This window comes from Methylobacterium sp. NMS14P, from assembly GCF_028583545.1.
Classification (GTDB): Bacteria; Pseudomonadota; Alphaproteobacteria; order Rhizobiales; family Beijerinckiaceae; genus Methylobacterium.
Genome location: NZ_CP087106.1, coordinates 457,066 through 482,011, shown reverse-complemented (window position 1 = coordinate 482,011; position 24,946 = coordinate 457,066). Strand labels below are relative to the sequence as shown.

Below are 24,946 nucleotides of genomic sequence, written 5' to 3'. Positions count from 1 at the left end.
GATCACCCCGAAAACGGGGTCCTTATTCCACGCCTAATCACACAAGGTCAGTCACCGGAGACGTCGGAAGCCTGATCAGAGTCGGTAAGCGATAGCGGCCCCAGCGTCATGCTCGTCGTGGCCCGCTCGGCGGATCATCTTCGGGGAGCGCCGGCCTCGGGAATGGGCCGCGAAAGGGCTGTAACGGCTTCTCACCGACCGGGCTTGGCGGGGTGAAGGGTGTCCATGCCTGCCCGCCCCTCAAGCGGTAGGACGCGTCAACCCGTATCGCGGTGGACCGCTTCAGGTCGACGAGGCCTCCTCGCCCGGCGACGGTTCGGCGCCGGCGGCGCCGGGTTCGGGTCCGGTCGAGGACGCGGGCACGGCGGCGTCGTGTACCGCAACGAGCGAGCCGATCATGGCGAGGAGCGCGAGCCGCTCTGGACAGCCCACCGCGGAGGCCAGGAAATCGTGCAGCTCGACGCGGGATGGCTTCCCGCCCGAGGGACCATTCGGCTCATGCAAGACGAACACGTCCGTCGGTGCGTGCCCGAGGCAGAGGAACCAGCGGTCGTCGTTCGACGAGACATAGACCAGCTTGCGCTTGATGGTCATGCCCTCGATGCCCTCGGGTCGCATGGGGTTCAGGACGCGTTGATCGGGCCAGGCGGCTGCGGAGCCGGCGGCTCGGTCGGCGGGTCACCCTCGGGTGGCGCCGGGTCCGGCGGCGGGTCGCCGATGGGCGGCAGCGGGTCGTCCCCCGGGCGTGGCGTGTCCGATTGCATGGCGGAAATTCCTTCGCGCGCCCCGTGGACGTCGGACGACAACGCATGCGATGCCCCGCGGATGCGCCCTCGGCCGCAGCTTTCCGCCGCGTCGGTCACTGTCAGCCGAACGTCAGCGCCAATCGCTCCCGCAAGGCCTTGCGCAGCGCCCGGCTGAGGTCGGCGACCGAGTAGGGCTTGCCCAGGAGCGGGAAGCCGTCGGTTCCCTCCGAGGCTAGGATGTGGCTGTAACCGGAGGTCAGCACGACCGGCAGGTAGGGCCAGCGCCGCCGGATCTCCCTGGCCAGGTCGCCTCCGTTCATGCCCGGCATCACCACGTCGGAGAAGACGACCTCGAACCGCTGGCCGGACGCCTCGATCTCGGCCAGGGCGGCCTGCGCGTCCAGCACCCAGACGGCCTGGTAGCCGAGTTCCCCGAGCGCCTGCGTCGCGAAGGCGCCGACCTCCAGGTTGTCCTCCACCACCAGGACGGGCGTGCCGTGCCCCTCGGCGAGAGGTCCCGGATCGTCCCGCGCCGGGTTCCGCGCCACCGTGTCGGCGGAGCGGGGGAGGAACAGGGTGAAGGTGGTCCCGACGCCGACCTCGCTGTCGACCGCGACGTCGCCCCCCGACTGCTTGGCGAAGCCGAACACCTGGCTGAGGCCGAGCCCCGTTCCGTGGCCGACGCCCTTGGTCGTGAAGAACGGCTCGAAGATGCGGTCGAGCACGTCCGCCTCGATGCCGGCGCCGGTGTCCGAGACGGACACCGCCACGAAGTCGCCTGGCACGGCCGGGTGCGCGCGCAGGGCCGGGATGCGGTCGGCCCGCCTGACCGCGATGCGCAGCCGTCCCTCGCCCTGCATCGCGTCGCGGGCGTTCACGACGAGGTTGACGAGTGCCGTGTCGAACTGGCTGGGGTCGGCATCGACGTGGCAGCGCAGCCGTTGGCCGAGCCCGTCCATGCCGGGGTCGGTATCCGTCTCGATGCGGATGCGGGCGCCTGTCAGCGTGCCGACCATGTCGGCGATGGCCGCCACAGACTGGGCGACATCGAACACCGTGAGGCGCAGCGCCTGGCGGCGCGCGAAGGACAGCAACTGGCTGGTCAACTTGGCGGCGCGGTCGACCGTGTCGGAGATGGCGTCGACGTAGCGGACCCGACGCTCGTCCGCGAGGTTCGGTCGCTTCAGCAGGTCGGTCGACGACTTGATGACGGTCAGCAGGTTGTTGAAGTCGTGCGCCATCCGACTCGGCATGCGAACGTCGGTCACCACCAGCACGACCCCGTCGTCGAGCCGTTCAAGCGCCTGGGCGGCATTGCCGGCCTCGACCACGGCGTAGCCCTCCGCTTCGAGGAGGTCGCGGACCTCCAGCCGGAACAGCATCTCGTCCTCGACCACCATGGCCGTCTTCGCGTTCGGGGCATCGGTCATGGCGAGCGGCAACGGCCCGCCCGCCCCTTCGTTGCGTCGCCCCGTCAAGCGACCGCCTGGAAGTCGGCCAACGACGCCTCAACCACGCAGACCACTCCCTCCGGGCGGTAATCGAGCGAGAGGTTGGCGTTGACCTGCGCCGTCAGACCGCGCTCGATCAAACGCGACCCGAACCCCTTTCGCGATGGCGGCACGACCGGCGGGCCGCCGCGCTCGGTCCAGGCGATGCGCAGGCGCGGCGCGTCTTCAGGCCCGACCAGCGAGGCCGTCACGGCGACCTTGCCGCCGGGCACCGACAGCGCGCCGTACTTGACCGCGTTCGTGGTCAGCTCGTGCAGTGCCAGGGCAAGGGAAAGCGCGGCCTTGCCGCCGATCTCGACGTCCGGACCCTCGAACGCGACGCGCCGGCCGGCCGATTCCTGGACGCCGACGCCCTCCCGCACCACCGCCGCCAGGGAGGCGCTCTCGGCAGCGCCCCCGAGAAGCACGTCGTGCGCCTTGCCGAGCGCGACCAGCCGGCTGCCAAGGACCTCGCGCGCCGCGTCCATGTCGGTGGCGCCGCGGAGCGTCGAGGCGGCGATGGCCTGCACCATCGCCAGCAGGTTCTTCATGCGGTGCGAGAGCTCCTGATTGAGCAGGTCCTGCCGTTCCTCGGCCCGGCGGCGGGTGTCGATGTCGGCGACCGCCACGACAGCGCCAACCACCGCGCCGGCGTCGTCGCGCATCGGCGCACCCGCGATCTCGATCCAGAGCCGGGTGCCGTCACCGCGTTGGTACTCGCAGCGCATCTCCGCGTGCTCGACACCTTCCCGGATGAGGCGGCTGAGCGGGTACTCCTCCGGAGCGACCGGGCGGCCGTCCTCGTGGAAGGCGACCCATTCGCCGTAGCTGTCGGCGTCGGGCGACGGCAGTATCGGATGGCGGAAGATCTCCTCCAGCCGCCGGTTGCCGGCGACGATGCGACCGGAGGGTGCCTCCGCGAACAGGATGCCAACCGGTACCGTGTCGAGCACGGCGCGCAGCGTCGCCTCGCTGGCTTGCAGGGCCTGGCGCGCCCGCTTCTGTTCCGTGAGGTCGCGCGTGACGGTGCCGTAGCCGAGCTTGCGCCCGTCGGCGTCGCGCACGGGGAAGAGGTTGTACAGGACCGGGACCGCGGCCCCCGTGACCACGTGCCGGAAGTTCAGCTCGCCCTCCCAGAAGCCGTCCCGCTCGACCGCCGGCAGCACCTCGTCGAGGACGCGCGCGCGCTCCTCCGGCACGAAGTAGTCTACGATGGGCATGGCCCTGGCCGCGGCGAGGTCGGGCAGGCCGATGAGGCGTCGGCCGGCCTCGTTGACGAAGTCGACGCTCCCGTCGGGCGCCGCGAGGCCGATGAAGTCCTGGCTCTGCTCGACCAGGGCGGCGAGCCGGCGCGTCTCGGCATCGGCCCGGCGCTGGTCCCCGACGTCTACCAGCACGGTCACCGCGGCCTGGATCGCGCCCTCGTCGTCACGCACGGGTCCGCTCGACACCTCCAGGAGGCGCAGCTCGCCCGTCTCGGCGTTGCGGTAGCGCATCTCCTCGCCGCGCACCGTCTCACCCTTCCGCAGGGCGCGAAGGGTCGGGTACTCCACCGCCTCGTACCGACGCCCGTCCGGGTGCATGGCACCGTAGGAGACGTAGCGGGCGTCACCCTCCGACCCGATCCCGTGGCCGAGGATCTCCTCTGCCTTAGCGTTCAGTGACGACGGCATGCCGTCCTCTGCCCCGGCGATGGAGATGCCGACCGGGGCCTGGCGAAAGATCGCCTCCAGCAGGCCGCGCTCAAGCCCGAGGCGGCGCTCGCTCTCGCGCATGGCATCCTCGGCCCGCTTGCGCGCGCTCAGGTCGAGCATGGCGCCGATCATGCGGCAGGCCCGGCCCTCGGCGTCGCGCATGACGTGGCCGCGGTCGAGCACGTGCGCGTAGGACCCGTCCGCGCGGCGGAATCGGTACTCGTCCGTCCAGGTTGTGCCCTGGCCGTCGATGACCGCGTGGATCGATGCGTCAATGCGGGCACGGTCGTCGGGGTGAATATGGGCAATCCACCACTCGCCGGTCGGCTCGACCGTCTCGGGTGCATGGCCGTAGGCCTCCGTCAGGGCCTCGTTCCACAGGACGTGGTTGGTGGCGAGGTTCCAGTCCCAGATCGCGTCGTTCGTCGCCCGGGCCGCCAGCCGGTAACGATCCTGGCTTTCCTGGAGGCGTGCGGCGGCCTCCTTCTGCTCCGTCCGGTCGCGCAGCATCTTGACGAAGCCGATGGCCGCGCCGGCCTCGTCGCGCAGCACCATCATCTCGCCGTTGGCCCAGAACCGCTCGCCGTCGCGGCGCAGGTGCCAGCGTTCGTCGACGCCGGTGCCCGTCTCCAAGGCCGACTGCATCTCCATGGCCGGGATGCCGTCGCGCCGGTCCTCGGGGGTGAAGAAGGCGTCGGCGGTCTCGCCGCACATCTCCTCGGGACGCCAGCCGAGGATGCGGGTCGCGCCCGCGTTCCAGTCCGTGATCTGGCCGTCGAGGTCGAGCAGGATGATGGCGTAGTCCTGTGCGCTGTCGAACACCGCCCGGCGCCTGTACTCGGTCAGGGCGGCCGCTCGGTTAGCGGCGCGCTCGCCGGCCTCTGCAAGGCCGGAGGCGACGGAGCCAGCGAGGACGCCGAGCACCTGCAGATCCGCCTCCGCGAACGCTTCTGGGCGGCTCGATTGCAGCTTCAGGACGCCGACCACGACACCGCCGCGGCGGACGGGCACCAGCATGCACGAGCGCTGGTGAAGCCGCTCGGCCAGTTCGGGCTCGACCCGGTCATCGCTTAGGACGTCGGGGACGAGAAGCGGGACGCCTTCCCGGTAGCAAGCACCCGCGAGGCTTCCCCGAAGCGGGACGCGAAGGCCGAGATGCGTCGCGAGGCTCTCCGTGACGGCGCGATAGACCAGGGAATCCCCCTCGCGGATCTCGACCGTGCCGGCCTCGGCGGCGGGGACGGCGCGCATCGCACCCGCAAGCACCGCCCGGAAGCTCTCGTGGAGGTCGCCGCCCGCCGCCGCGACCCCGGCCAGGGTCACGGCGACAGCCTCCCCCTGGCGCCCGGCGCGGTCGCGGTCCGACAGCGAACGGCGCAGCAGGAGCTGGTCCATGACCTGGCGGGCGAGCGCCTCCAGGTCCGCAACCTGTTCCGGAGAAAGCCCCCCCGGGCGCGGGACATGGTCGATCACGCACAGGCTGCCGAGCACCTGCCCCTCGGGCGTGCGAAGGGGCGCGCCAGCGTAGAAGCGCAGACGCGGCTCGCCGGTCACCAGCGGGTTGGCGCGGGTGCGCGCGTCGCGCGTAAGGTCCGGGATCTGCAGGACGCCCGGTTCGGCCAGGACGAACTTGCACACCGAGCGGTCGAGGTCGGTCTCGCAGGATGGGAAGCCTGCGCGCGCCTTGAACCACTGACGGTCGCGGTCGACCAGGCTGACGAGGGCCACCGGCGCGGCGCAGATGCGGCGCGCGAGGTTGACGATGTCGTCGAAGCCGCGCTCGGGCGGCGTGTCGAGGATGTCGAAGGCGACGAGCGCGGCGAGCCGCCCATCCTCCTCGATCCGGGCGGGACGCGTGACCTGGTTCACGGGGTCGCGTCCTTCACGAGCGCGGACGGGGGCCGCAGCCGCTCCGGGTCGCCGACATCGACGGCGACGATGCGGCCGCCGGGCGCATATACGGCACCCATCACTTCCTCGAAGTGGCGCCGCACCGCGGCGTGGCACTCGCACGAGCCGGCTTCCGCGCGGGCCCTGTCCGGGAGGGTGATGCGTCCGTGGCCGATGGTGATCAGGCCTTCGCGCTGCATGCGCCCGAGAACCTCGGTCAGGTAGGCGCGGCGCACGCCGAGCATGTCGGCCAGGAGTTCGTGCGTGACCGGCAGTTCGGGCGTGCCGATCCGGTCCTGCAGGGTCAGGAGCCAGCGCAGGCAGCGCCGCTCGATGGTGTGGGCGGCATTGCAGGCGACCGACTGGAGCACCTGGGCGAGCAGGCAGTCGGCGTAGCGCACGAACAGGTCGCGGATGCCCTTCGACGCGTGCTTGGCTTCGGACAGGCGCGCGGCGTCGATCCGGATGACCGGCCCGCCGACCTGGACGACGGCCTGTCCGAAGGCCGGGAGGTAGCCCTGGCTGACGACGCCGCCCATGGCGCCCTCGCGACCGACCGTGGCGGTCTCGACCGACTTCCCGTCCATGAGGGGCACCACCAGGGTGACGACGCAGTGGTGCGCGGGGAAGGTGACGTGGCTGACGTCGTCACCGGCACGGAACAGCACGTCACCGCGACGGACCTCGCGGCGCTCGGCGTGCGGCGCCAGCAGTGCGCGATCGTCGGCATCGAGGGCTTCGAGCAGCAGGTTGCCGTCGATGGCGGACGAGGGTCGGATGTTCACGGGGATGGTCGCAGAGGCGGCGGTCGGGTTGTCCACTAGCGGACTTCCTGGCGCAAAGATGTCCGATACCTGACAACTCACGCCAAAGCGGGGGGGACTGGTCGCGACTTTTTTCTAAAGGGAGCCGACGGCACGGATGATGCCCGCGAGCGAGCAGGCTCACGTAATCCAAAGCGGTACCATGGAAGGGGCAAGGGGAACCGGCATGGCCCGAGCAAATTGGGTTTTCAGCCAATGCCGCGGCTGGCCGGGAGAAACGCGTTGTCGACCGACACCGAGAAGCACCGCGCGCTGCTGAGCGCCCTCAGGGACGCGCAGGGCAAGGGAGACGGCTCCTTCGAGCGGGCCGTGACCGATGCATTCCAGCATGTCTTCGAACACCTGGGCCGCCTCAACGATCACGTCTCGCTCGGTGGTCCCGACGGTGGCGATCCCCACCTAAAGCCGGGCGAATCCCCGACCCTTCGATAGGGCTGGGGTCGACGGGAGCCGCAAGGCGAAAGGGACCGCATGATCACGCTCTACACATGGTCGACCCCGAACGGCCGCAAGATCCCGATCATGCTGGAGGAGTGCGGGCTGCCGTACACGGTCGTGCCGGTGAACATCGGCAAGGACGAGCAGTTCGCCCCCGATTTCCTGAAGGTCTCGCCCAACAACAAGATACCCGCCATCGTCGACGACGAAGCCGAGGGCGGGCCGTTGTCCGTATCCGAGAGCGGGGCGATCCTCACCTACCTCGCCGAGAAGACCGGTCGATTCCTCGCCCCGGCCGGCCCCGCTCGATACGAGGCCCTGGAGTGGCTGCACTGGCAAATGGGAGGCTTCGGCCCGATGCTGGGGCAGCTGGGGTTCTTCGCGGTGCGATCCGACGAGAAGGCACCGCTGGCCGTCAAGCGCTTCACCGACGAGGCCGACCGCCTGCTGCACGTCATGGACAAGCGCCTCGGCGAAGGGCCGTACCTCGCGGGTGCGGACTACTCCATCGCCGACATCGCCGACATCGCCTGCTACGCCTGGACGCTGGCGGCCACGTCGTTCCTGAAGGAGCCGCTCAAGGACACGCTCGGCGGCATTCCGAACGTCCATGCGTGGCTCGCTCGGGTCGGCGAGCGGCCAGCCGTGAAGCGCGGCATGGAGGTCCCGAAGACCTGAGCCGCAGTACCGATCCGCCGCCCACGGATGCTGCCATCGTGTTCGTTCCGGCACTCAATTCGTAAGCGAGGCCGGGCACGGTTTGGTCGCGGAAATGCTTGTCAGCCGACGTGGGCTCCATCGACTGGGATGGCATCACGACCGACGACCGCGAAACTGAGGGACTATCGTCGGCGGACGAGTAACCGGCCTGCACACGCCGCCCAGTCCGGGGCGAATGCGACCACCCCACCTGTCGTCCCCAGACGAGCGCGGCCAGCCCTCCGAAGTCGAAGGGAAGGGCAAGGGAGATTAGTGGCGACTTGTGCCGGGGACTTGGAAAGTGGGCCGCGGCAGGTCCGGCGCGAAAACCCCTTTGACCGAGGGTCGCGCATCCACATCGCAGGTGGCCCTCGCCAAGGGCGCCGGCAGGGCCCGTCGGGAACCCCCGAGCTGTTCATGAACTGATCCTGGCCGCGCAACCAGGAGACCCGCATGCGCCTTGCCATCCTCGCCTTCGCCCTGTCGGCCGCATCCCTCGCCGCCCATGCCGAGGCGCCTGGGGAGGTGGTCGCCATCGGTCCTTGGAAGGTCGAGGCCGTCTCGAAGGGCCAGAAATTCGACCGGTGTACGATGACACGGACGACCGATGACGGGGTCGACGTCCGGTTCAGTCGTGACGCGGATGGGCTCGACCTGACGATGAGCTCGCCGAAGTGGAAGCTAGGACGCGGGAAGAGCTACCCGGTCGAGCTGGCCGCCGGGTCCTCGACGCTGCAAGCGGACGTGGCCGCCTCCGGCAACACGGTGTCGTTGCCGGTGAAGGACGAGAAGTTCCTGCGGTCGCTCAAGCTCGCCGACGGCCTGGAGGTGAAGGGTGAGGGTGCGACCATCAAGGTGGCGCTCGACAAGAGCGCGGCCGCTCTGGATCGGTTGGAGGCGTGTTACGCCAAGAACGGCTCGGCCACTGAGAGGAACCCGTTCGTGGCGCCGAGCGGGAAGCCGTAGGAAACGACGGCCTCTGCATTGACTTGGGCCGAACTTCGCCGTCATAGCCAAAATCGCTGGGAGACGAAGGCAAGGGGCCGCTGACGGAACAGCGGCCCCTTGTTTGCTCTAGGGTTATCCGATGCGGAACTTTGATGTCCCGAAGCTGATCATTTACTTGGCTATCAATCACTACCAACCACGACTATGGCGAACGGCAGTGAAGCGATGACGTTGGTGACCTTGATCATCGGGTTTACCGTGAGGTCAGCGTTGCTATGAACTAGGTAGCTTGACCGGTCGCAGAAGCGCCGTTTGCATAAGAGCGAATGCTCAGGGCTTCAGGGTCGAGGTCCGGTTACCTGCGGCTTAATCTCCAAAGCAGCAATTCCGCTTACGGCCAGACTACGCCATGCCGAAACTCGAATGAGCGTCAAACCAGCCGTTCGGCTTCGCGCCCTTCCCGGTCGTATATCGGCCACCCGTTCAATCCCGTAAGCGGACATAAAGCGGCCAATTAAGATGGCTGTCGCCGCCTGTTCCGTCGAAGGACGAGCATAGTCGAAAATGTATTAAATATCGCCTGGTGTCATGGGAAGCACTTGCCAAAGGCGACGAGGAGCTTCGGTGAACCTTTGACGCGCAGCTTGCGCGATAGCAGCAGGCCGGGAAGTCCGCGTTCCTTGCGTACGAACTGCAGCCAGGCTTCGCTGTCTGCCTGAACGACGAGGTTGGCGTTGCCTTTGAGGCCATCCTCTATGGTGAGGTCACGGCGGCGCAAGGTGATGGTCACGTCGCGCTTCTCCGCTCCCGTGAAGCGGAAGTGGTAGACCGCGTCCAATTCGCGGGCCTTGTTGCGTTGAAAGGTCAAGCGCATCCCGACCAGCAAGCTCGCGATGTTCTGCGGTCTGACGCCGTTTCCCACCCGCCTCACTGTCTTGGAAGGGTAACGCTTCCGGACATGCTCTTCGGCATCCGAGCCCGGCACAACGTAGACAGGCTCCACCTTGGCTTGCAAAGGCTTGACGACGTCGCGGGCGAAGCCGACTCGGTCATCGAGGTAGGGCCCGATGACGTCTTCCCCCGCCGGGCAGGCGGCGATGCAGTAGGCGGCCTTGTAGTTCGCCCCGAAGGACAGGCTCTGCCATAGGGAGGCTTGCTCCGACCCGGCGAATTTTTCGCGGACGGCCAGGCCGCTCTTGGCATCGGCGATGCCCTCGACCCAGTCGGTGAAGCCCCCCATGAACTCTCGGTAGTTGTGGGTCAGGCAGGCCGAGAAGTTGAAGTAGCCGTCCGGTTCGATGGCGCCGACCGGGCAGGCGGCGACGCACAGCTTGCACGAGAGGCACGGATTGTAGTCGATCGGTTTGGTCTCGGTCGTGACCTCCGCTGCCACGAGAACGGTCGCCAGGTTGATGAAGCTACCGAAGACCGGGTGAATGACGCTGCGGTGGATCCCCACCTGCCCAAGTCCCGCCGCGACCGCAACGGGCTTATGCGAGACGACCCAGATCCGGCCCGGGAAACGGTCCATCTCCATCGGGAAGCCGGCTGCCGGATGTAGGGCCGGGACGCCCTTGTTTTCCAATGCGGCGGCCACCCGGTGCGCGACCTCGTTGATTGCATGCGCGTTGCGGTGAAATTCCAGGTTCCCGATTGATCGCGCTGGCGAGCGGACGGCCTCGCGGTGTAGCCGTGTCACAAGGCTGATCAGCGTCCGCGCCTTGGGGAAAGCTTCAAGGATGTGAGGCTTCTCACCAGCGAGTTCCGGACGGTCGATGGAGACAAAGCCGACGTCGTCGGCGCCCGCCTCAAGGCAGAGTGTTCGTAGCCACTCCCGATCCAACGGGACCGGCACAGGAGGCGGTTCGTTTCGACGAACCCGAACGACGGTGGGGTGCTCTTCGAGTCGAGACATGCCGATCTCCTGAAGCCAATCCGCGCACATCGAGCCGAGGCCACGCGCATGGGTCCGTCATTCTTAATCGATCAGGCGGCGCATCGAATATCTGCCGCCAACCGTGCTGAATGTCCTGGGACTATTCGCGAAGTGCGTTGCCTCGGGATGCCTCGAAGCTTGGGTCACGCTTAAGGATGGCCGAGAGAACGCCCGCATGACCCTCGCGAATATTTCGAACGAGGTTGGCGGCCCTGCCTGGGAACTCGGATCCGAGGATGGTTGCCAGGGAAGGACCCTGAGTGGGCTGCGCCGCCGCCGCAGAGAACCATGACAAGGCCTTTGCCGTGTCGTCGTGCCAATGGAGAACCTCGAAGCCGGTTCGCTTTAAGGCATCCTGCGTGGCATCGGCACTGAACACGAAGCTCGTCGAGATATCCGATGCCCAAGGTACGGGGTAATGCAGTTCCCCTTCGCGCATCACCACGTCATAGATGGCCAGGCGGCCACCCGGCCGGAGTACGCGGTGCGCCTCCCCGTAGAGCCGGTCGCGATCCGATATGTTCATCGCGACGTGCTGCAAGAACACGACGTCGAAAGCCTCGTCCGAGACGGGGAGGTCGAGGGCGCTCCCGAGCTTGAACGTCACGCGATCAGCCAAGCCGCATCGTTGGGCCAGGTAGGCCGCGGCCTCGACGAATTCCGGACTGAGGTCGATACCGACGACTTGGCACCCAAACGTCGCCGCCAGGTAGCGGGCGGGACCGCCGAGGCCGGATCCCAGATCCAGGACCTCCGTCTGCCCGTCGATGCCCGCAAGCCCCGCCAAGTCGGACGTAGCTGCGAGGCCGCGCGTGTGGAACTGGTCGAGCGGAGCAAGCTGCTCGACGGTCAGACGCTGCTCGCCTGGGCCGAGATCGGCTAGCAATCCTATGATGCGCGCTGTCAGATTGGAGGGGCTGTAGTGCTCCCTGACCGAATCGATGAGCGCATCCATGACCTTCTCCATTGACCATCGAGCTAGCGAAGGTGCATATGCACCATCAAGCGCGCGAGCAGTTCGAACGATTCAGCGACGTATAGCTGCGGCCGGGTCGGCGACGGTCTTACCCGCCTACTAGCTCGTAAGTCGTGCCAAAATGGTGTATATGCACCTTGTGGTCAAGCGGTTCTTCCTCCTTTGCCGACGATGCCAAGTCGTCGGCCAACGGCAATGGGCACAAATGCGACGACGACCGTGCCCGCTGATGCAGCGGCGGACCGGTAGCGGCCTGTGCGGCCGGTCAGATTGTGGCCTATCCGACTTTCGCCACGGTGCCGTACAGGAACACTTGGACACAATGGCGAGCCCTCGCCGTGATCTCCTCATAGGACGGCAGCGCGCGCTGTTTCATCATCGCCGCCCTCTGCGGCTCCATCGCCATCATCCCCCGAAGCATGCCCGCCGCCATGTCGGGATCTTCGATACTGAGCACGCCTCGCTCGCATTGCTGCCCGAGATAGTCGGCCAGGAGCCGCTGGGTCGCCACGACCGCATCCGTGAAGAAGCTGGTCGCGAGGTCCGGGAAACGGTCGCTCTCGGCGATGACCAGCTTCTGGATCGCCACCGTGTCCGGCGACAGGGTGAGAAGGCCGTACTGCTCCATGATCCGGCCCAGCGCCGCGGCGACAGGCAGCGCGTCCAGGGTGGCGGGATCGACCGCCAGCATGAACCGGGAGATGCGGTCCGTCACCGAACTCTCGAACAGGCCGGCCTTGTTCGGCACGAGACGGTAGAGCGTCTTCTTCGACACGCCGGCCGACTGGGCGACGTCGTCCATGCTGGTGCCGGCAAAGCCGTTCGCCATGAAGGCCTGCCGCGCCGCTTCCGCGATGAGGCGGCAGGTCTCGTCGTCCGACCGGGTCGGCGGTCGGCCGCGGGAGCGGCGAGCGGGCTGGGTCTGCGGGTCCATCAGAAAAAAACTCGGCGGCTCGATTGACTCCGCAGATTATAGGAACCATTTTGGAAACTATCAAGTTTCCTAATTGCCGGATCGATCACGAGGCCGGCATCCTTTTCATCAGGAGCAGCGGTCATGTCGAAGCATCAGGACGCGTTCACCGTCGACCGCCAGGTCTCGCCGGACGAGGCGCTGGCCGATCCGAAGCTGGTCGCCCAGGCCAACCAGCTGCACGCCCCCGAGAAGGCCCGGGGCGGTTTCCGCCGGATGCTCGTGGTCGGCGCGAGCCTCGCGGCGCTCGCGGGCGGTTCGTACTACGGCTGGGATTACTGGACGGTCGGCCGCTTCAACGTCTCGACCGACGACGCTTACGTCCAGGCCGATAGCGTCACCGTGGCTCCCAAGGTCTCGGGTTACCTCGGCGAGGTGCTCGTCGGCGACAACCAAGCCGTGAAGGCCGGCCAGGTCCTGACCCGGATCGACGACCGTGACTACCGCGTGTCGCTTGACCAAGCGAAGGCCGATGTCCTGGCCGCGCTGGCGACCATCGAGAGCAAAAAGGCCGCCATCGAGACCCAGCAGGCGGTCATCGAAGCCGCCAAGGCGACCGTGACCGTCAGCCAGGCCACGCAGGTCTTCGCCGAACAGGAGAACAAGCGCTACGCCGACCTCGCCTCCACCGGCTACGGCTCAGTCCAGAATGCCCAGCAGGCGGCTTCCCGCATCGCCGCCTCCCGGGCGACGGTTCAGCGCGACGTCGCGGCGCTCGCCTCCGCGACCAAGCAGGTGGGCCAGCTCAAGGCCGAGCTCGCGCAGGCCCAGGCCGCCCTGGCGCGCGCCCGGGCCCTGGAGCACCAGGCGGAGCTCAACTTGTCCTACACGGAGGTCCGCGCCTCGGTGGACGGCGTCGTTGGCAACCGCACCCTGCGCGTCGGCCAGTACGTCAATGCCGGCACCCAGCTCATGTCGGTGGTCCCAACCGCGGCCGTCTACGTGGTGGCGAACTACAAGGAGACGCAGCTCACCGATGTCCGCCCCGGCCAGCGTGTCACTGTCGAGGTCGACATGTTCCCGGGCCGCACCTTCACCGGTCTCGTCGACAGCCTGGCGCCTGCCAGCGGCCAGACCTTCGCGCTCCTGCCCCCGGACAACGCCACCGGCAACTTCACCAAGGTGGTGCAGCGCATCCCCGTGAGGATCACGCTGGACCCGGCCAGCGTCCGCACGGGCGACCTGCGGCCCGGAATGTCCGTCGAGCCGGTGATCGACACCAAGGCGCAGGCCCAGGCCCGCTCAGCCCTCGCGCAGGCCGAGTGAGGCATCGTCCCAGGAGGGTCGTCCCATGTCGAGCGTCCAGCAACCCGCCGCTTCCCAGCCAGCCCGCGCCAGCACCCGCGAGTGGATCGCGGTCTCGGCCAGCATGATCGGCGCCTTCATGGCGATCCTGAACATCCAGATCACCAACGCCTCGCTCCTCGACATCGAGGGTGGCATTGGCACGGGTGTCGACAACGGCGCCTGGATCTCGACCTCGTACCTGATCGGCGAGATCATCGTGATCCCGCTCACCGACTACCTCAGCAAAGTCTTCTCCTTCCGCCGCTACATCCTCGTAAACAGCATCCTGTTCCCGCTCTTCTCCATCGCCTGCGCGTTCACCCACGACCTGGGCTCCATGATCGCGATGCGGGCCCTGCAGGGCTTCGCCGGCGGCATCCTGATCCCCATGGCCTTCACCATGGTGTTGACCAAGCTGCCGAAGCCCCAGCAGCCCATCGGCCTGGCGCTGTTCGCCATCGCGGTGACCTTCGCCCCGGCCATCGGCCCAACCATCGGCGGCTACCTGACCGAGAACTACGGCTGGCAGACCATCTTCTACGTCAACGCCGTTCCTAGCGCCGTGATGGTGGTGGCCCTGGCCCTCACGCTCGACCCCTCGCCGATGCGGCTCGACCTCCTGAAGGAAGGCGACTGGGCCGGCGTCGTCACCATGGCCATCGGCCTGGCCGCCTTCCAGACGGTGCTGGAGGAGGGCAACAAGGATGACTGGTTCGCCTCGCCCTTCATCCTGCGGCTGGCCATCGTCGCAGCCGTGTTCCTGACGGCCTTCGTGGCCATCGAACTGACGGTCGCGAAGCCCCTGATCAACCTGCGCCTCCTGAAGCAGCGCAACTTCGGCATCGGCGTCCTGGCGAACACGCTTGTCGGCTTCGCCCTGTTCGGCACCGTCTACATCCTGCCCCAGTACCTGGGACAGGTGCAGCGCTACAATGCCGAGCAGACCGGGAACGTGCTGGCCTGGACGGGCCTGCCGCAGCTCCTGCTCATTCCGCTTGTGCCCATCATGATGAAGCGCTGGGACGTTCGATATGTCGCGTTCGTCGGCATCGCCATCTTCGCCGTGAGCTGTTTCATGAACATCCAGCTGTCGCTCGACAACTCGGGGGACCAGTTCTTCATCCCGAACGTCGTGCGGGCCATCGGGCAGGCGCTCGTCCTGACCCCGATCAGCGCCATCACCACGGGCGCCATCGCCCCGAGCGAGGCTGGCGCGGCCTCCGGCCTGTCGAACATGATGCGCAACCTCGGCGGTGCCGTTGGTACGGCGACTTTGTCGACCGTCCTGACCAAGCGTGAGCAGTTCCACTCGAACATCATCGGGCAGTCGATCACGCTGACCCGAGACGAGGTCCGCGCCCGGATCGAACAGATGACCGACTACTTCATGGCCCACGGCATCGCGGATCGCGCTGTCGCCACGGCGAAGGCCGTGGGCCAAATCGGGGCCGTTGTGAAGCGCCAAGCCCTGATCATGGGGTTCAGCGACACCTTCGCGGTGATCGGGGTCGTCCTGTCGGTCGCGGCGGTCGCGGTCTTGCTCGCACGTAGATCCGCGGCGGGTGCGGGCGCGGCCGGTGCGCATTGAGGCCGGCTCACGACCACCCGTCTCTGAACCCGACGTAGCCATATCCCTCGGATGTAGGAACACGCGTTGGACGCATCCCCCCACGACGGACCCGTGAAGTCGCGCAGGAGTGAGCCCATTGGACACCCCCGGCTGACCCTGGCGACCTGCATCCTCGCGTCGAGTCTCGCCTTCGTGGACGGATCGGTGGTGAATGTCGGGTTGCCCGCGCTTGGTCGGGATCTCGGTGGCGGTGCGGCAGGCCTGCAATGGGTGATCAATGGCTACCTCCTGCCGCTCACCGCATTGCTCCTCCTGGGCGGGGCGCTCGGCGACCGGATCGGACGCCGCCGAACCCTGATCCTCGGGACCCTCCTGTTCGCGGCCGCCTCGCTGGCCTGCGGCCTGGCACCGAACCTCGGGGTCCTCGTCGCCGCCCGGCTCGGACAGGGCGTCGGAGCCGCGCTCCTCCTGCCGAACAGCCTGGCCATCCTCAGCGACACGTTCACCGGAGAGGCCCGGGGTCGCGCGGTGGGCACTTGGTCCGCCGCGGGTGCGGCGACAGCCGCCATCGGCCCGGTCTTCGGGGGCTGGCTGATCGACGGGATCGGCTGGCGGGCGATGTTCCTTGTCAACCTGCCACTCGCCTTCGGTGCCGCTTACCTGGCCTGGCATTACGTTTCGCCCGACCGCGCCGCCGACGACGGGCACCTCGACATCGGTGGGGCGATCCTCGCGACTTTCGGGCTCGGCACGATGACCTGGGGCTTGATCGTCGGCTCCGGACATCCGGGTTTCGACTGGCAGGCTCTGACGCTTCTTGGCGTCGGCGCGGCGCTCCTCGTCGGCTTCGTCTTGTGGGAGCGACGCCAGGGCGACCGAGCCATGATGCCGCTCGCCCTGTTCAGCACGCGATCCTTCGCCGGCCTCACGCTGCTGACGTTCCTCCTCTACGGAGCGCTCGGAGCCATGCTCATCCTGTTGCCCTACATCCTGATCGAGGCTTCGGGGTATTCGAGCACGGCAGCCGGGGCGGCGCTCCTGCCCTTGCCGCTCGTCATCGCGGTCGGCTCGCCGGTTCTCGGTGGTCTCGCCGGCCGCATCGGCTCCAGGCCCCTCCTGACAGCAGGTCCCCTGGTCGTGGCGGCCGGGTTCCTGCTGCTCCTGCGCATCGGCGAGCACACCGCGTACGTGTCGACGGTTCTGCCTGGCCTCGTGGTCGCGGCGCTCGGCATGGCCTGTGCCGTGGCGCCGCTCACGACTGCCGTGCTCGGGGCCGTGGACGGGCGGCACAGCGGCTCCGCCTCCGGGTTCAACAGCGCCGTCGCACGAGCGGGCGGTCTCGTGGCCACGAGCTTGATCGGCGGCATTCTTGCCGCTCGTGGCCCAGCGTTGGTCGATGCCTTCCACGTCGCCATACTCGCGAACGTCATGGCCTGCATCGCCGCCAGTGCCGCGGGGCTGATGCTGGAGCGGCAAAAGGGCTGAAGTCCGAGTGCGTGAGCGCATCAATCGCCGCTCGGGCATGCACGATGGATCTGTCCGGACCTGATAGTGCGGTACGGCAGTCCAGGATCGGCCTTGACATCAAGGTGTATATGCACCATTTGGGCGTCATGACATCCCAGCACTGCCAGGACACGGTGGAGGAGATCCTCGCGGAGATCGGGGGCACCTGCGTCCTCATGCGGACCCGCCTGATCGCCCGCGTCGTCACGGCCATCCACGACGAGGCGCTTCAGCCGTTCGGCGTCGGTGCCGCGCAGTTCGTCCTCCTCGTCGTCATCGGCAAGTTGGGACCGTCGAGCCGGGCGGAGATCGGGCGCTATCACCGCCAGGACCGGTCGACCCTGTCCCGCAACCTCAAGGTCATCATGACCGAGGGATGGGTGGAAGAGGATCCGACCCGCGTACACGGCCGCGTACGGCCACTCGTACTGACGGATGCGGGCAAGGAGCTCCTGATCAAGGCGACGCCCGCTTGGCGAGAGGCGCAAGCACAGGCGAAGAAGGTGCTAGGCCAAGCCGGCACGGTCGCAGTGATGGACATCGCCAACAACATCCTGAGCAAGCCGGAGGCTGTCTGAATTTTACCCGCAATGATGCATATGCACCAATAAAAAGGCAGAACCGTGACCCATCCTTCAGCCCATCCGGACGCGGGCGCACCAGCGTTCAAGGAACACCGGATTGAGAGCCCTTTGGGCGATGTCTACACCCGCGACTATCCGGGGAATGCGCCGGCCTTCGTGCTCATGCACGGCTTCCCCGACAACCTGCACATCTACGACGACCTCGTCCCCCATTTGGTGGCCGCCGGACGTCAGGTGGTAACCTTCGATTTCCTGGGGTTTGGGCAGTCGGAGAAGCCCGCAGGAGCGCCGTACAGCTTCCGGCAGCAACTCGGTGACCTCGAAGCCGTCGTCGATCAGCTCGGGTTGGAGCGGATCGTCCCAGTCGCGCACGACTCCTCCGGTGCCGCAGCGCTGAACTACGCCCTCGCGCACCCCGACCGGACCGCCGCCCTCGTTATCCTCAACGCCGCCTTCGCCGCATCGCCGGCCGCGCGATGGCCCGAGCTCATCACCCTGTTCGCGACCCCGAGTCTCGCGGCGCTATCGGGCGCCCTCATCCAGAGCCCAGAGCAGTTCGGATGGGTCGTGAACTTCCAGCGCGAGGCTTTCAAGCGGCACCTCGCGGACAAGCACAAGGCGCACTACGACGCCTTCCTCGGGCCGGTGATCGACCGAAACTTCCGCGTGGATGGCGCGGGACCGGCCTTCGTGCAGATGACCTCTCAGTTCTTCGAAGAGCTGGAACGCAACGCGGCGCGCGTCCAGGAGCTCGCCAAGCTCGACATCCCGGCGAAGGTCATCTGGGGCGAGAACGACCCTTACCTGAACGTCGACCACGCGCGTGAGTACGTCTCCTTCCTGAGGAACGCATCCCTCAGCCTGCTCCCGGCCGGGCACTGGCTGCAGCTCGACGAGCCTGCCCTCGTTGCCGCGGAGATGCTGTCATGAGCCGCCTATTCACTCGCCCGGTCCCTTGGCTACTCGGCGGCCTCGCTATGGCCACCCTGGCAGCCCTGCCCGACACTTCCTGCGCCCAGGGGGTGACCGCACCGGAAACGGCAGCGTCGCGGGCTCCGGCGCCCGTTCCGACGACGAAGGTCCTCGCCATCGGGAGCTTCACCGCGAAGGCCACCCCAGCGGACTGGCAGAAGGTGCTGCCCGACAAGGTGCGCGCGACCGTGCTCCTCTACCTCGATGGCAAGATCGACCAGTGGTTCGTGAAGCAGGACCAGAGCGGCGTCGTGTTCCTCATGAACGTCACCGACGCCGGTGAGGCCAGGGCGCTCCTGGAAAAACTCCCGTTCGGCCCGGCTGGATTGATGGAGTTCCAGCTCATCCCGCTCGGCCCGATCAGCCCCCTCCGGATGCTCCTAAACAATCCGGCCAAGTGAACGACCGCCGGGTCCCGCGCGCAAAAAGGAGAGCACCATGGACTTTGTCGAGACGCTTACGCAGCGCAACAAAGACTTCGCCGAGCGGACGTTCGCTTCGGGCCTCAAGATGTTGCCCTCCGAGAGGACCATCATCGTGGGCTGCGTCGATCCTCGGGTCGATCCCGTGGATGTCTTCGACCTCGCGCCCGGTGAGGCCGTCGTCATCCGCAACGTCGCCGGCCGCGTCGACATGACGACGCTCCAGACGATGGCGATCCTCAGAAGGGTCGCCCAGGGCGCGGGCAAGGACATCGGCGAGGGCTGGAACCTGATCGTCCTCCACCACACCGACTGCGGCATCAACATCGGGTACCGGCTCGTGCCCGACCTGATCGCGGAGTACCTGCGCGTGGACGAGGCCGCTCTCGAAGGCCTGTTCATCACGGATCCCTACAAGGCGGTGGCCGTGGACGTGGCCGCGGTAAAGGCCAACCCCCGGCTGCCCGCCGGCCTCGTCGTCACGGGTGTCGTCTACGACGTCGCGACCGGTCGTGTGGACACGGTCGTGCCGCCGAGTCGGCTGCGGCCAGAAGCCGACGCCTGAGCTTCACACTCTCCACGACGCTCTGGTCCCTGCAGGGCGCGGTCACCGCTGTCGCGAAGGCCTCTCGGCAATCGAGGGGCGGCGGATGGATTCGGTCATGGACGCAGAAGGATGCCGACGATGTCACGCAAGGTCTTGATCACGGGCGCGACCGGGGACACCGGCCGTGCCGCCGTGAGGTCATCCATCGACCTCGGTCTCGACGTCCGGGCGATGGTCCACAAGCAGGACGCCCGTTCCGAGGCGCTTGAGAAGCTAGGCGCCGAGGTCGTCGTCGGCGATCTGCAGGAGATCGATACCGTCCGCACCGCCATGGAGGGCGTCGAGGCGGCCTACTTCGTCTGGCCGGTCGCCCCAGGCCTCCTAAGTGCCGCCGTCAACTTCGCCCAGGCCGCCAAGGAGGCGGGCGTCGGAACCATCGTCAACCTCTCGCAACGCTCTGCTGACCGCCACTCGAAGAGCGAGTCCTGCCGGGACACCTTCATCGCCGAACAGGTCTTCGACTGGTCCGGCGTTCCGGTGATCCACCTGCGGCCGACCTACTTCCTCGAATGGCTGCTCTATCCGTGGCAGCTCCCGTACCTGAGGCAAGGCGTGCTGCGCATGCCGGTGGGGAAAGGGCGGCACTCGCCGATCGCCGCCGACGACCAGGGTCGCGCCATCGCGGCGCTCCTGAAGGATCCCTCGGCCCACATCGGCAAAACCATCCCGCTCTCGGGTCCCGTTGAGATGGACCACGAGCAGATGGCTGCCGAGCTGTCCGAGGCGCTCGGACGCAAGATCATCTTCCAGGATCTGCCAGTCGACGAATACTGCGCGTCGCTAGCCGCGATGGGCGTGCCGGCGTACATCGTCCAGCACTTCGGCGGTGCGATGGAAGAGTACCAGCACGGAGCGATGTCCGGGGCGGACAACAATGTCGAGCTGCTGACAGGCAAGCGTTCGATGACGGTCGGCGAGTTCGCTCGCGCCCACGCCGACGTCTTGAACGCGGCCTGAGAAGATCGAAATTTCTTCTTGTGTTGAGCCGCTTCGGGCGTCTCTCGAAGAATTCGATGCCGCAGGTTCCTGCAGCGCTCACCCAAATTCCGGCATGACACTGGCTTGCCTGGAACTTACCCCGCGATGGAGATCACCGGTGACCGTTTATCTTCTGGCGTTGCTCGTCGGTATCATCGCGGGCCTGCGCGCCTTCACGGCCCCGGCCGTCGTCAGTTGGGCCGCGGCCTTGGGTTGGCTCAACTTGGACGGGTCGTGGCTTGCCTTCCTTGGCTACCGGTTCACGCCATACGTGTTCACGGTGCTCGCCCTGGTCGAGTTCGTCACCGACCAATTGCCAAGCACCCCGAGCCGCAAGGTCCCGATGCAGTTCGCCCCGCGACTCCTCAGCGGCGCCCTGAGCGGAGCTGCCGTCGGTGTTTCGTCCGGTCAGCTCGCCGGTGGCCTCCTGGCAGGCGTCGTCGGCGCCGTGGTAGGCACTCTCGGGGGCGCCGAGGCACGCGGACGCCTCGCGGCTTCCTTCGGCAAGGACCGACCGGCGGCGCTCATCGAGGACGCCGTCGCGATCCTCGCCGGCGCGCTCGTGCTGGGGGCACTGTGATGGTCCAACGGTTCGATGCCATCGTGATAGGCGCGGGCCAGGCCGGGCCGGCCCTGGCCGGGCGCCTCACCGCCGCGGGCCAACGCGTGGCGGTGATCGAGCGCAAGCTCTTCGGTGGCACCTGCGTGAACACAGGCTGCATGCCCACCAAGACCCTCGTGGCCAGCGCCTACGCCGCCCACCTCGCGCGTCGAGCCGCGGATTACGGTGTCGTGCTACAGGGTGGCGTCGGCATCGACGCCAAGGCTGTCGCCGCGCGTCAGCAGGGAGTCTCAGCCCGGGCAAGGGCCAATGTCGAGACTTGGCTGCGCGGCATGACCGGCTGCACCGTCCTCACTGGACATGCCCGCTTCGTGTCGGCGCACGCGGTGGCGGTTGGGGACGATATCCTTAAGGCCGAGCGGATCTTCATCAACGTGGGCGGTCGCGCGCGAGTGCCCGAGATGCCCGGCATCGACGCGGTGCCGTTCCTGACCAACACCTCGCTGCTGCAGCTCGACACGATCCCGGAGCATCTCGTGGTGGTCGGCGGCAGCTACATTGGGCTGGAGTTCGCGCAAGCCTACCGCCGGTTTGGGAGCAAGGTCACCGTCGTGGAGATGGGGCCGCGGTTGATTGGTCGTGAGGATTCGGACATCTCCGAGTCGGTCGCCGGCATCCTGCGCGACGAGGGCATCGCTCTGAGGCTGAACGCCGAGTGCATCGGGTTTGAGCCTCATGCTGACGGTGTCGCTGTCGGGGTGAACTGCAACGAGGGCGAGCCGGAGATTGTGGGCTCTCACGTGCTGCTGGCGGTGGGCCGCCGGCCCAACACCGACGACCTTGGCTTAGAGGCGGCCGGCATCGCCGTGGACGCGCGCGGCTACATCACCATCGACGACGGCCTTCAGACGAACGTGCCGGGCGTCTACGCGCTCGGCGATTGCAACGGACGAGGTGCCTTCACCCACACCGCTTACAACGACTTCGAGATCGTAGCCGCCAACCTCCTCGACGGGGCGAGCCGCCGGGTCAGCGACCGGATCCCCGGTTACGCCCTCTACATCGACCCGCCGCTGGGACGCGTGGGCATGGGCGAGACGGAGGTGCGCGCGAGCGGCCGCCCGGCTTTGATGGGCACCCGGCCGATGACCCGGGTGGGTCGGGCCGTGGAGAAGGGCGAGACCAAGGGCTTCATGAAGGTGCTGGTGGATGCCGAGAGCCAGGCCATCCTGGGCGCGGCGATCCTGGGCACCGGCGGTGACGAGGCGGTCCACGGCATCCTCGACATGATGAACGCGGGCGCGACCGCCCCGACCCTGCAATGGGCGGTCCCGATCCATCCCACCGTGTCCGAACTGATCCCGACCGTGCTCGGAGATCTTAAGCCACTGCCGTCGAGCGGTAGCTGATTGAACGGATTGACCGAGAGCTCGTGATGGAAGGCTCGGTGGCAACGAAGCCGCCAACCCGACAGGTGAGCCTGCACTTGGCAGCGACCCGACATGCCTGACGCCCGTCCTCATGTCGAACAGCGGGATGCGCTGTTCTCCGAGATCATCCACCAGAACAATCGCGCTGATCCATACCCGCTCTATGCGCGGTTGAGGGAGAACCCGGTCTCCCGACAGCGCGATGGAAGCTACGTCGTGAGCTCGCACGCGGCGATCCGGAGCCTGATCTTCGACCCCCGTCTCAGCTCAGAGCCCGTCCGGTAAGGGTCTGAGGCGGGGTTGAGTGGCCGGGATGGCGATGATTCCAGGAGGGTGCTGAAGCCTGACCTGGAAGCGCCATGTGGACCCCGACCACCCGGCGGCAGCATAGCCGCGTGGGCCTTCGCTATGAAACCGACCTTACCGACGCCGAGTGGGCGGTGATCGAGCCACTGATGCCGAGGCCAGCGCCCTGTGGCCGGCCTCCGCTCTGGACGACACGGGAGGTCCTGAACGCCATCTTCTACGTTCTGAGGGGTGGGATCTCCTGGCGGTTGATACCCAAGGATCTACCGCCGCGCTCGACCACGTTCGGCTACTTCAGCCGCTGGCGCGACACAGGGCTGTTTGGCCGGATCAACCACCACCTGGTCATGGCCGATCGCGAGCGAGTCGGACGGGAAGCCTCACCGTCTGCCGCGGTCCTCGACAGCCAAAGCATCAAGACGACGGAGAGCGGCGGCCCGCGCGGCTACGATGCCGGCAAGAGGGTCAAGGGGCGCAAGCGCCAAGCGCTGGTCGACATGGACGGGCGCGCGCTCGTCCTCGATCCTCAGCCTGCCGACGTACAGGACCGCGACGGAGCCGTGCCGGTGCTGCGCCTGTCGCGTCGGACCTTCCCGTTCATCGCCAAAGCCTTCGCCGATGCAGGCTATGCCGGCAACAGACCGGCGACCGCCACGATCATCACGGTCGAGATCGTGCGCAAGCCGCCCCATCAAGTCGGCTTTGCCGTGCATCCACGCCGCTGGGTGGTCGAACGCTTCTTCGCCTGGATCAGCCGCAATCGCCGCCTCTGGAAGGACCCAGAGGCGACTATCGCCTCGGCCAGAGCATTCCTCTACGCGGCAGCCGTCATGATCCTCGTCAGGCGACTGGCCCGCTCAGCCTGACTTCTCGGACGGACTCTCAGAGGACCTGCCGCCGTCTCGACGCCCTCACACTGGGAACCCACTTCGAGATTGGTTCCTGAACCCGATCAAGAACCGGATCGTAAGCGCGCATCGCCCGCTGATCTTCCGCGACCCTCCGTACCACGACACCTTGAGACGCTTCGTGATGCGCCAGTTCATGGTGGGGCGGGTGAACGCGCTGCGTGAAGGCATTGTGCGCGAGGTTGATAGGCTCATCGACGCATGTCGTGGCCGCGACAGGATCTGCTTGGTGGATGACTTCTCTTACCCGCTCCCGGTCACGGTGATCTGCGAGCTTCTGGGCGTGCCGCAGGCGGACGAGCCGCGGTTCCAAGTCTGGGCGAGGCAACTCGCCACCGCCATAGAGCCGGACGCCCGCCACGACGAGGGGGGCCGCCACAGGACCGTGGCGGCCTTCGACGAGATCTCCGCCTACGTGCGCGACCTGATCCGCGAGAAGCGGCGACGCCCGGCCGACGACATGCTGAGCGGCCTTGCCGCCCCGGCCTCCGCCGGAGGCAAGCGGATGGGCGACTTCGACCTGATCGCCACCGCCGTCCTGCTGCTCGTGGCGGGCCACGAGACCACGGTGAACCTCATCACTAATGGGATGCTCCAGCTTCTGCGCCATCCGGACGAGTTGGAGCGGCTGCGCGCCGACCCCGAGCGGGCGCCGCGGTTGATCGAGGAATTGCTGCGCTTCGATCCGCCGGTGCACTTCCGGACCCGAAAGGCGCTTGGGGCTATCGAGATCGCCGGCGAGACCATCCCGAAAGGCGCGCCCGTAATCCTGGTCTTCGCCGCCGGCAACCGCGACCCCGCTCGCTTTCCCGAACCCAACCGCTTCGACCCCGACCGTGAGGATAACCAGCACTTCGGCTTCGGTGGCGGCCTGCATTACTGCATCGGTGCGCCGCTCGCGCGGATCGAGGCCGAGATCGCCGTCGTCGCACTGAGCCGCAGGCTCGTATCCCCACGCCTTCTCCAGAACCCGCCGCCCTACCGGCCAGGCGCCTCACTGCGGGGCCCTCAGCAACTCGGGATTGCCATCGACGGAATCCATTGAGTCTCGCCGCTACGCTGTCGTGAGCGGTCTGGATCAATGACAATTTGATCGTAGCTGTCGGCCACATACCTCAGGGCTGAGCGTCCGCTTCGCCGGCTCTGATATCCGTAAGCGGACGTGCGGCTTACGGCCAAATTCGGCCCGCGGCCTCGCAG

At 67.3% G+C, this 24,946-nt stretch carries 20 protein-coding genes and 3 pseudogenes; 16 read left to right on the top strand and 7 right to left on the bottom strand.

Translation table 11 applies throughout. The features are described from left to right. Nucleotides 1-282: 282 nt before the first annotated feature. The 4 genes and pseudogenes from LOK46_RS02210 to LOK46_RS02195 all read right to left on the bottom strand — a co-directional run bounded on the left by LOK46_RS02210 (nucleotide 283) and on the right by LOK46_RS02195 (nucleotide 6,605). Nucleotides 283-594, bottom strand: a complete 312-nt coding sequence (locus LOK46_RS02210; protein WP_273562286.1) for a hypothetical protein — start codon at nucleotides 592-594, stop codon at nucleotides 283-285. Nucleotides 595-865: 271 nt separating this feature from the next. Next, nucleotides 866-1,987 (bottom strand): annotated as a pseudogene (locus tag LOK46_RS02205) (ATP-binding protein); the annotation flags it as partial. A gap of 233 nt (nucleotides 1,988-2,220) precedes the next feature. Beyond that, the gene (locus LOK46_RS02200; RefSeq protein WP_273562285.1) at nucleotides 2,221-5,799 is read right to left on the bottom strand and encodes a PAS domain S-box protein; all 3,579 of its coding nucleotides are present in this window, start codon (nucleotides 5,797-5,799) and stop codon (nucleotides 2,221-2,223) included. Then, a complete protein-coding gene (locus LOK46_RS02195) occupies nucleotides 5,796-6,605 on the bottom strand; it encodes a Crp/Fnr family transcriptional regulator (protein ID WP_273564735.1) in 810 nt (269 codons plus the stop codon). The genes LOK46_RS02200 and LOK46_RS02195 overlap by 4 nt, the downstream gene beginning before the upstream one ends. A 261-nt stretch (nucleotides 6,606-6,866) precedes the next feature. Between LOK46_RS02195 and LOK46_RS02190 the strand changes: the two genes are divergently transcribed. From LOK46_RS02190 to LOK46_RS02180, 3 genes are all read left to right on the top strand, one after another. Next, nucleotides 6,867-7,076 (top strand): hypothetical protein, encoded by a 210-nt coding sequence (locus LOK46_RS02190; protein ID WP_273562284.1) that lies wholly within the window; start codon nucleotides 6,867-6,869, stop codon nucleotides 7,074-7,076. A 39-nt stretch (nucleotides 7,077-7,115) separates the two neighbouring features. Next, nucleotides 7,116-7,760: a glutathione S-transferase family protein gene (locus LOK46_RS02185; RefSeq protein WP_273562283.1), complete on the top strand. Its 645-nt coding sequence runs from the start codon at nucleotides 7,116-7,118 to the stop codon at nucleotides 7,758-7,760. A gap of 474 nt (nucleotides 7,761-8,234) precedes the next feature. Beyond that, complete coding sequence (locus tag LOK46_RS02180; protein WP_273562282.1) at nucleotides 8,235-8,747, top strand: hypothetical protein; 513 nt, start codon at nucleotides 8,235-8,237, stop codon at nucleotides 8,745-8,747. Nucleotides 8,748-9,315: 568 nt separating this feature from the next. On the opposite strand, the gene LOK46_RS02175 is transcribed toward LOK46_RS02180, so the two are convergent. The 3 genes from LOK46_RS02175 to LOK46_RS02165 all read right to left on the bottom strand — a co-directional run bounded on the left by LOK46_RS02175 (nucleotide 9,316) and on the right by LOK46_RS02165 (nucleotide 12,575). Continuing rightward, the gene (locus tag LOK46_RS02175) at nucleotides 9,316-10,644 is read right to left on the bottom strand and encodes an SCP2 sterol-binding domain-containing protein (RefSeq protein ID WP_273562281.1); all 1,329 of its coding nucleotides are present in this window, start codon (nucleotides 10,642-10,644) and stop codon (nucleotides 9,316-9,318) included. Nucleotides 10,645-10,765: 121 nt separating this feature from the next. Next, a complete protein-coding gene (locus LOK46_RS02170; RefSeq protein ID WP_273562280.1) occupies nucleotides 10,766-11,620 on the bottom strand; it encodes a class I SAM-dependent methyltransferase in 855 nt (284 codons plus the stop codon). Nucleotides 11,621-11,918: 298 nt separating this feature from the next. Then, nucleotides 11,919-12,575: a TetR/AcrR family transcriptional regulator gene (locus tag LOK46_RS02165; RefSeq protein WP_273562279.1), complete on the bottom strand. Its 657-nt coding sequence runs from the start codon at nucleotides 12,573-12,575 to the stop codon at nucleotides 11,919-11,921. A 123-nt stretch (nucleotides 12,576-12,698) separates the two neighbouring features. Here LOK46_RS02165 and LOK46_RS02160 point away from each other — a divergent pair, with 123 nt between their 5' ends. The 13 genes and pseudogenes from LOK46_RS02160 to LOK46_RS02100 form a co-directional block, all read left to right on the top strand. Then, nucleotides 12,699-13,880, top strand: a complete 1,182-nt coding sequence (locus tag LOK46_RS02160) for an HlyD family secretion protein (protein WP_273562278.1) — start codon at nucleotides 12,699-12,701, stop codon at nucleotides 13,878-13,880. 25 nt (nucleotides 13,881-13,905) lie between these two features. After that, nucleotides 13,906-15,489 carry a DHA2 family efflux MFS transporter permease subunit gene (locus LOK46_RS02155; RefSeq protein ID WP_273562277.1) on the top strand — a complete coding sequence of 528 codons (1,584 nt, stop codon included), beginning with the start codon at nucleotides 13,906-13,908 and terminating at the stop codon, nucleotides 15,487-15,489. Nucleotides 15,490-15,582: 93 nt separating this feature from the next. Continuing rightward, nucleotides 15,583-16,956, top strand: a complete 1,374-nt coding sequence (locus tag LOK46_RS02150) for a DHA2 family efflux MFS transporter permease subunit (protein ID WP_273562276.1) — start codon at nucleotides 15,583-15,585, stop codon at nucleotides 16,954-16,956. Between the two features lie 128 nt (nucleotides 16,957-17,084). Continuing rightward, the gene (locus LOK46_RS02145; RefSeq protein ID WP_273562275.1) at nucleotides 17,085-17,555 is read left to right on the top strand and encodes a MarR family winged helix-turn-helix transcriptional regulator; all 471 of its coding nucleotides are present in this window, start codon (nucleotides 17,085-17,087) and stop codon (nucleotides 17,553-17,555) included. A gap of 45 nt (nucleotides 17,556-17,600) precedes the next feature. Then, a complete protein-coding gene (locus LOK46_RS02140; RefSeq protein WP_273562274.1) occupies nucleotides 17,601-18,491 on the top strand; it encodes an alpha/beta fold hydrolase in 891 nt (296 codons plus the stop codon). After that, a complete protein-coding gene (locus LOK46_RS02135; protein WP_273562273.1) occupies nucleotides 18,488-18,934 on the top strand; it encodes a hypothetical protein in 447 nt (148 codons plus the stop codon). The genes LOK46_RS02140 and LOK46_RS02135 overlap by 4 nt, the downstream gene beginning before the upstream one ends. 37 nt (nucleotides 18,935-18,971) lie before the next feature. After that, complete coding sequence (locus LOK46_RS02130; RefSeq protein ID WP_273562272.1) at nucleotides 18,972-19,520, top strand: carbonic anhydrase; 549 nt, start codon at nucleotides 18,972-18,974, stop codon at nucleotides 19,518-19,520. 120 nt (nucleotides 19,521-19,640) lie between these two features. Then, nucleotides 19,641-20,519, top strand: coding sequence for an NmrA family NAD(P)-binding protein (locus LOK46_RS02125; RefSeq protein ID WP_273562271.1), 879 nt, complete (start codon nucleotides 19,641-19,643; stop codon nucleotides 20,517-20,519). A 94-nt stretch (nucleotides 20,520-20,613) separates the two neighbouring features. Then, entirely contained in the window at nucleotides 20,614-21,120 is a 507-nt protein-coding gene (locus tag LOK46_RS02120; protein ID WP_273562270.1) for a DUF4126 domain-containing protein, read from the top strand. Then, nucleotides 21,120-22,511, top strand: a complete 1,392-nt coding sequence (locus tag LOK46_RS02115; RefSeq protein WP_273562269.1) for an FAD-containing oxidoreductase — start codon at nucleotides 21,120-21,122, stop codon at nucleotides 22,509-22,511. Before LOK46_RS02120 ends, LOK46_RS02115 begins: the two co-directional genes overlap by 1 nt. Before the next feature lie 93 nt (nucleotides 22,512-22,604). After that, nucleotides 22,605-22,805: pseudogene (locus LOK46_RS02110) on the top strand (hypothetical protein); the annotation flags it as partial. 86 nt (nucleotides 22,806-22,891) lie between these two features. Beyond that, the gene (locus LOK46_RS02105) at nucleotides 22,892-23,704 is read left to right on the top strand and encodes an IS5 family transposase (RefSeq protein ID WP_043075003.1); all 813 of its coding nucleotides are present in this window, start codon (nucleotides 22,892-22,894) and stop codon (nucleotides 23,702-23,704) included. Nucleotides 23,705-23,720: 16 nt separating this feature from the next. Further along, nucleotides 23,721-24,791: pseudogene (locus LOK46_RS02100) on the top strand (cytochrome P450); the annotation flags it as partial. Between the last annotated feature and the right edge of the window lie 155 nt (nucleotides 24,792-24,946).

Excerpts from the sequence above, each read along its gene's own strand:
- LOK46_RS02210 (WP_273562286.1), bottom strand. The coding sequence starts at position 594 with ATGACCATCAAGCGCAAGCTGGTCTATGTCTCGTCGAACGACGACCGC.
- LOK46_RS02185 (WP_273562283.1), top strand. The coding sequence starts at position 7,116 with ATGATCACGCTCTACACATGGTCGACCCCGAACGGCCGCAAGATCCCG.
- LOK46_RS02180 (WP_273562282.1), top strand. The coding sequence starts at position 8,235 with ATGCGCCTTGCCATCCTCGCCTTCGCCCTGTCGGCCGCATCCCTCGCC.
- LOK46_RS02175 (WP_273562281.1), bottom strand. The coding sequence starts at position 10,644 with ATGTCTCGACTCGAAGAGCACCCCACCGTCGTTCGGGTTCGTCGAAAC.
- LOK46_RS02170 (WP_273562280.1), bottom strand. The coding sequence starts at position 11,620 with ATGGATGCGCTCATCGATTCGGTCAGGGAGCACTACAGCCCCTCCAAT.
- LOK46_RS02165 (WP_273562279.1), bottom strand. The coding sequence starts at position 12,575 with ATGGACCCGCAGACCCAGCCCGCTCGCCGCTCCCGCGGCCGACCGCCG.
- LOK46_RS02160 (WP_273562278.1), top strand. The coding sequence starts at position 12,699 with ATGTCGAAGCATCAGGACGCGTTCACCGTCGACCGCCAGGTCTCGCCG.
- LOK46_RS02155 (WP_273562277.1), top strand. The coding sequence starts at position 13,906 with ATGTCGAGCGTCCAGCAACCCGCCGCTTCCCAGCCAGCCCGCGCCAGC.
- LOK46_RS02145 (WP_273562275.1), top strand. The coding sequence starts at position 17,085 with ATGACATCCCAGCACTGCCAGGACACGGTGGAGGAGATCCTCGCGGAG.
- LOK46_RS02135 (WP_273562273.1), top strand. The coding sequence starts at position 18,488 with ATGAGCCGCCTATTCACTCGCCCGGTCCCTTGGCTACTCGGCGGCCTC.
- LOK46_RS02130 (WP_273562272.1), top strand. The coding sequence starts at position 18,972 with ATGGACTTTGTCGAGACGCTTACGCAGCGCAACAAAGACTTCGCCGAG.
- LOK46_RS02125 (WP_273562271.1), top strand. The coding sequence starts at position 19,641 with ATGTCACGCAAGGTCTTGATCACGGGCGCGACCGGGGACACCGGCCGT.
- LOK46_RS02120 (WP_273562270.1), top strand. The coding sequence starts at position 20,614 with ATGACACTGGCTTGCCTGGAACTTACCCCGCGATGGAGATCACCGGTG.
- LOK46_RS02115 (WP_273562269.1), top strand. The coding sequence starts at position 21,120 with ATGGTCCAACGGTTCGATGCCATCGTGATAGGCGCGGGCCAGGCCGGG.
- LOK46_RS02105 (WP_043075003.1), top strand. The coding sequence starts at position 22,892 with ATGTGGACCCCGACCACCCGGCGGCAGCATAGCCGCGTGGGCCTTCGC.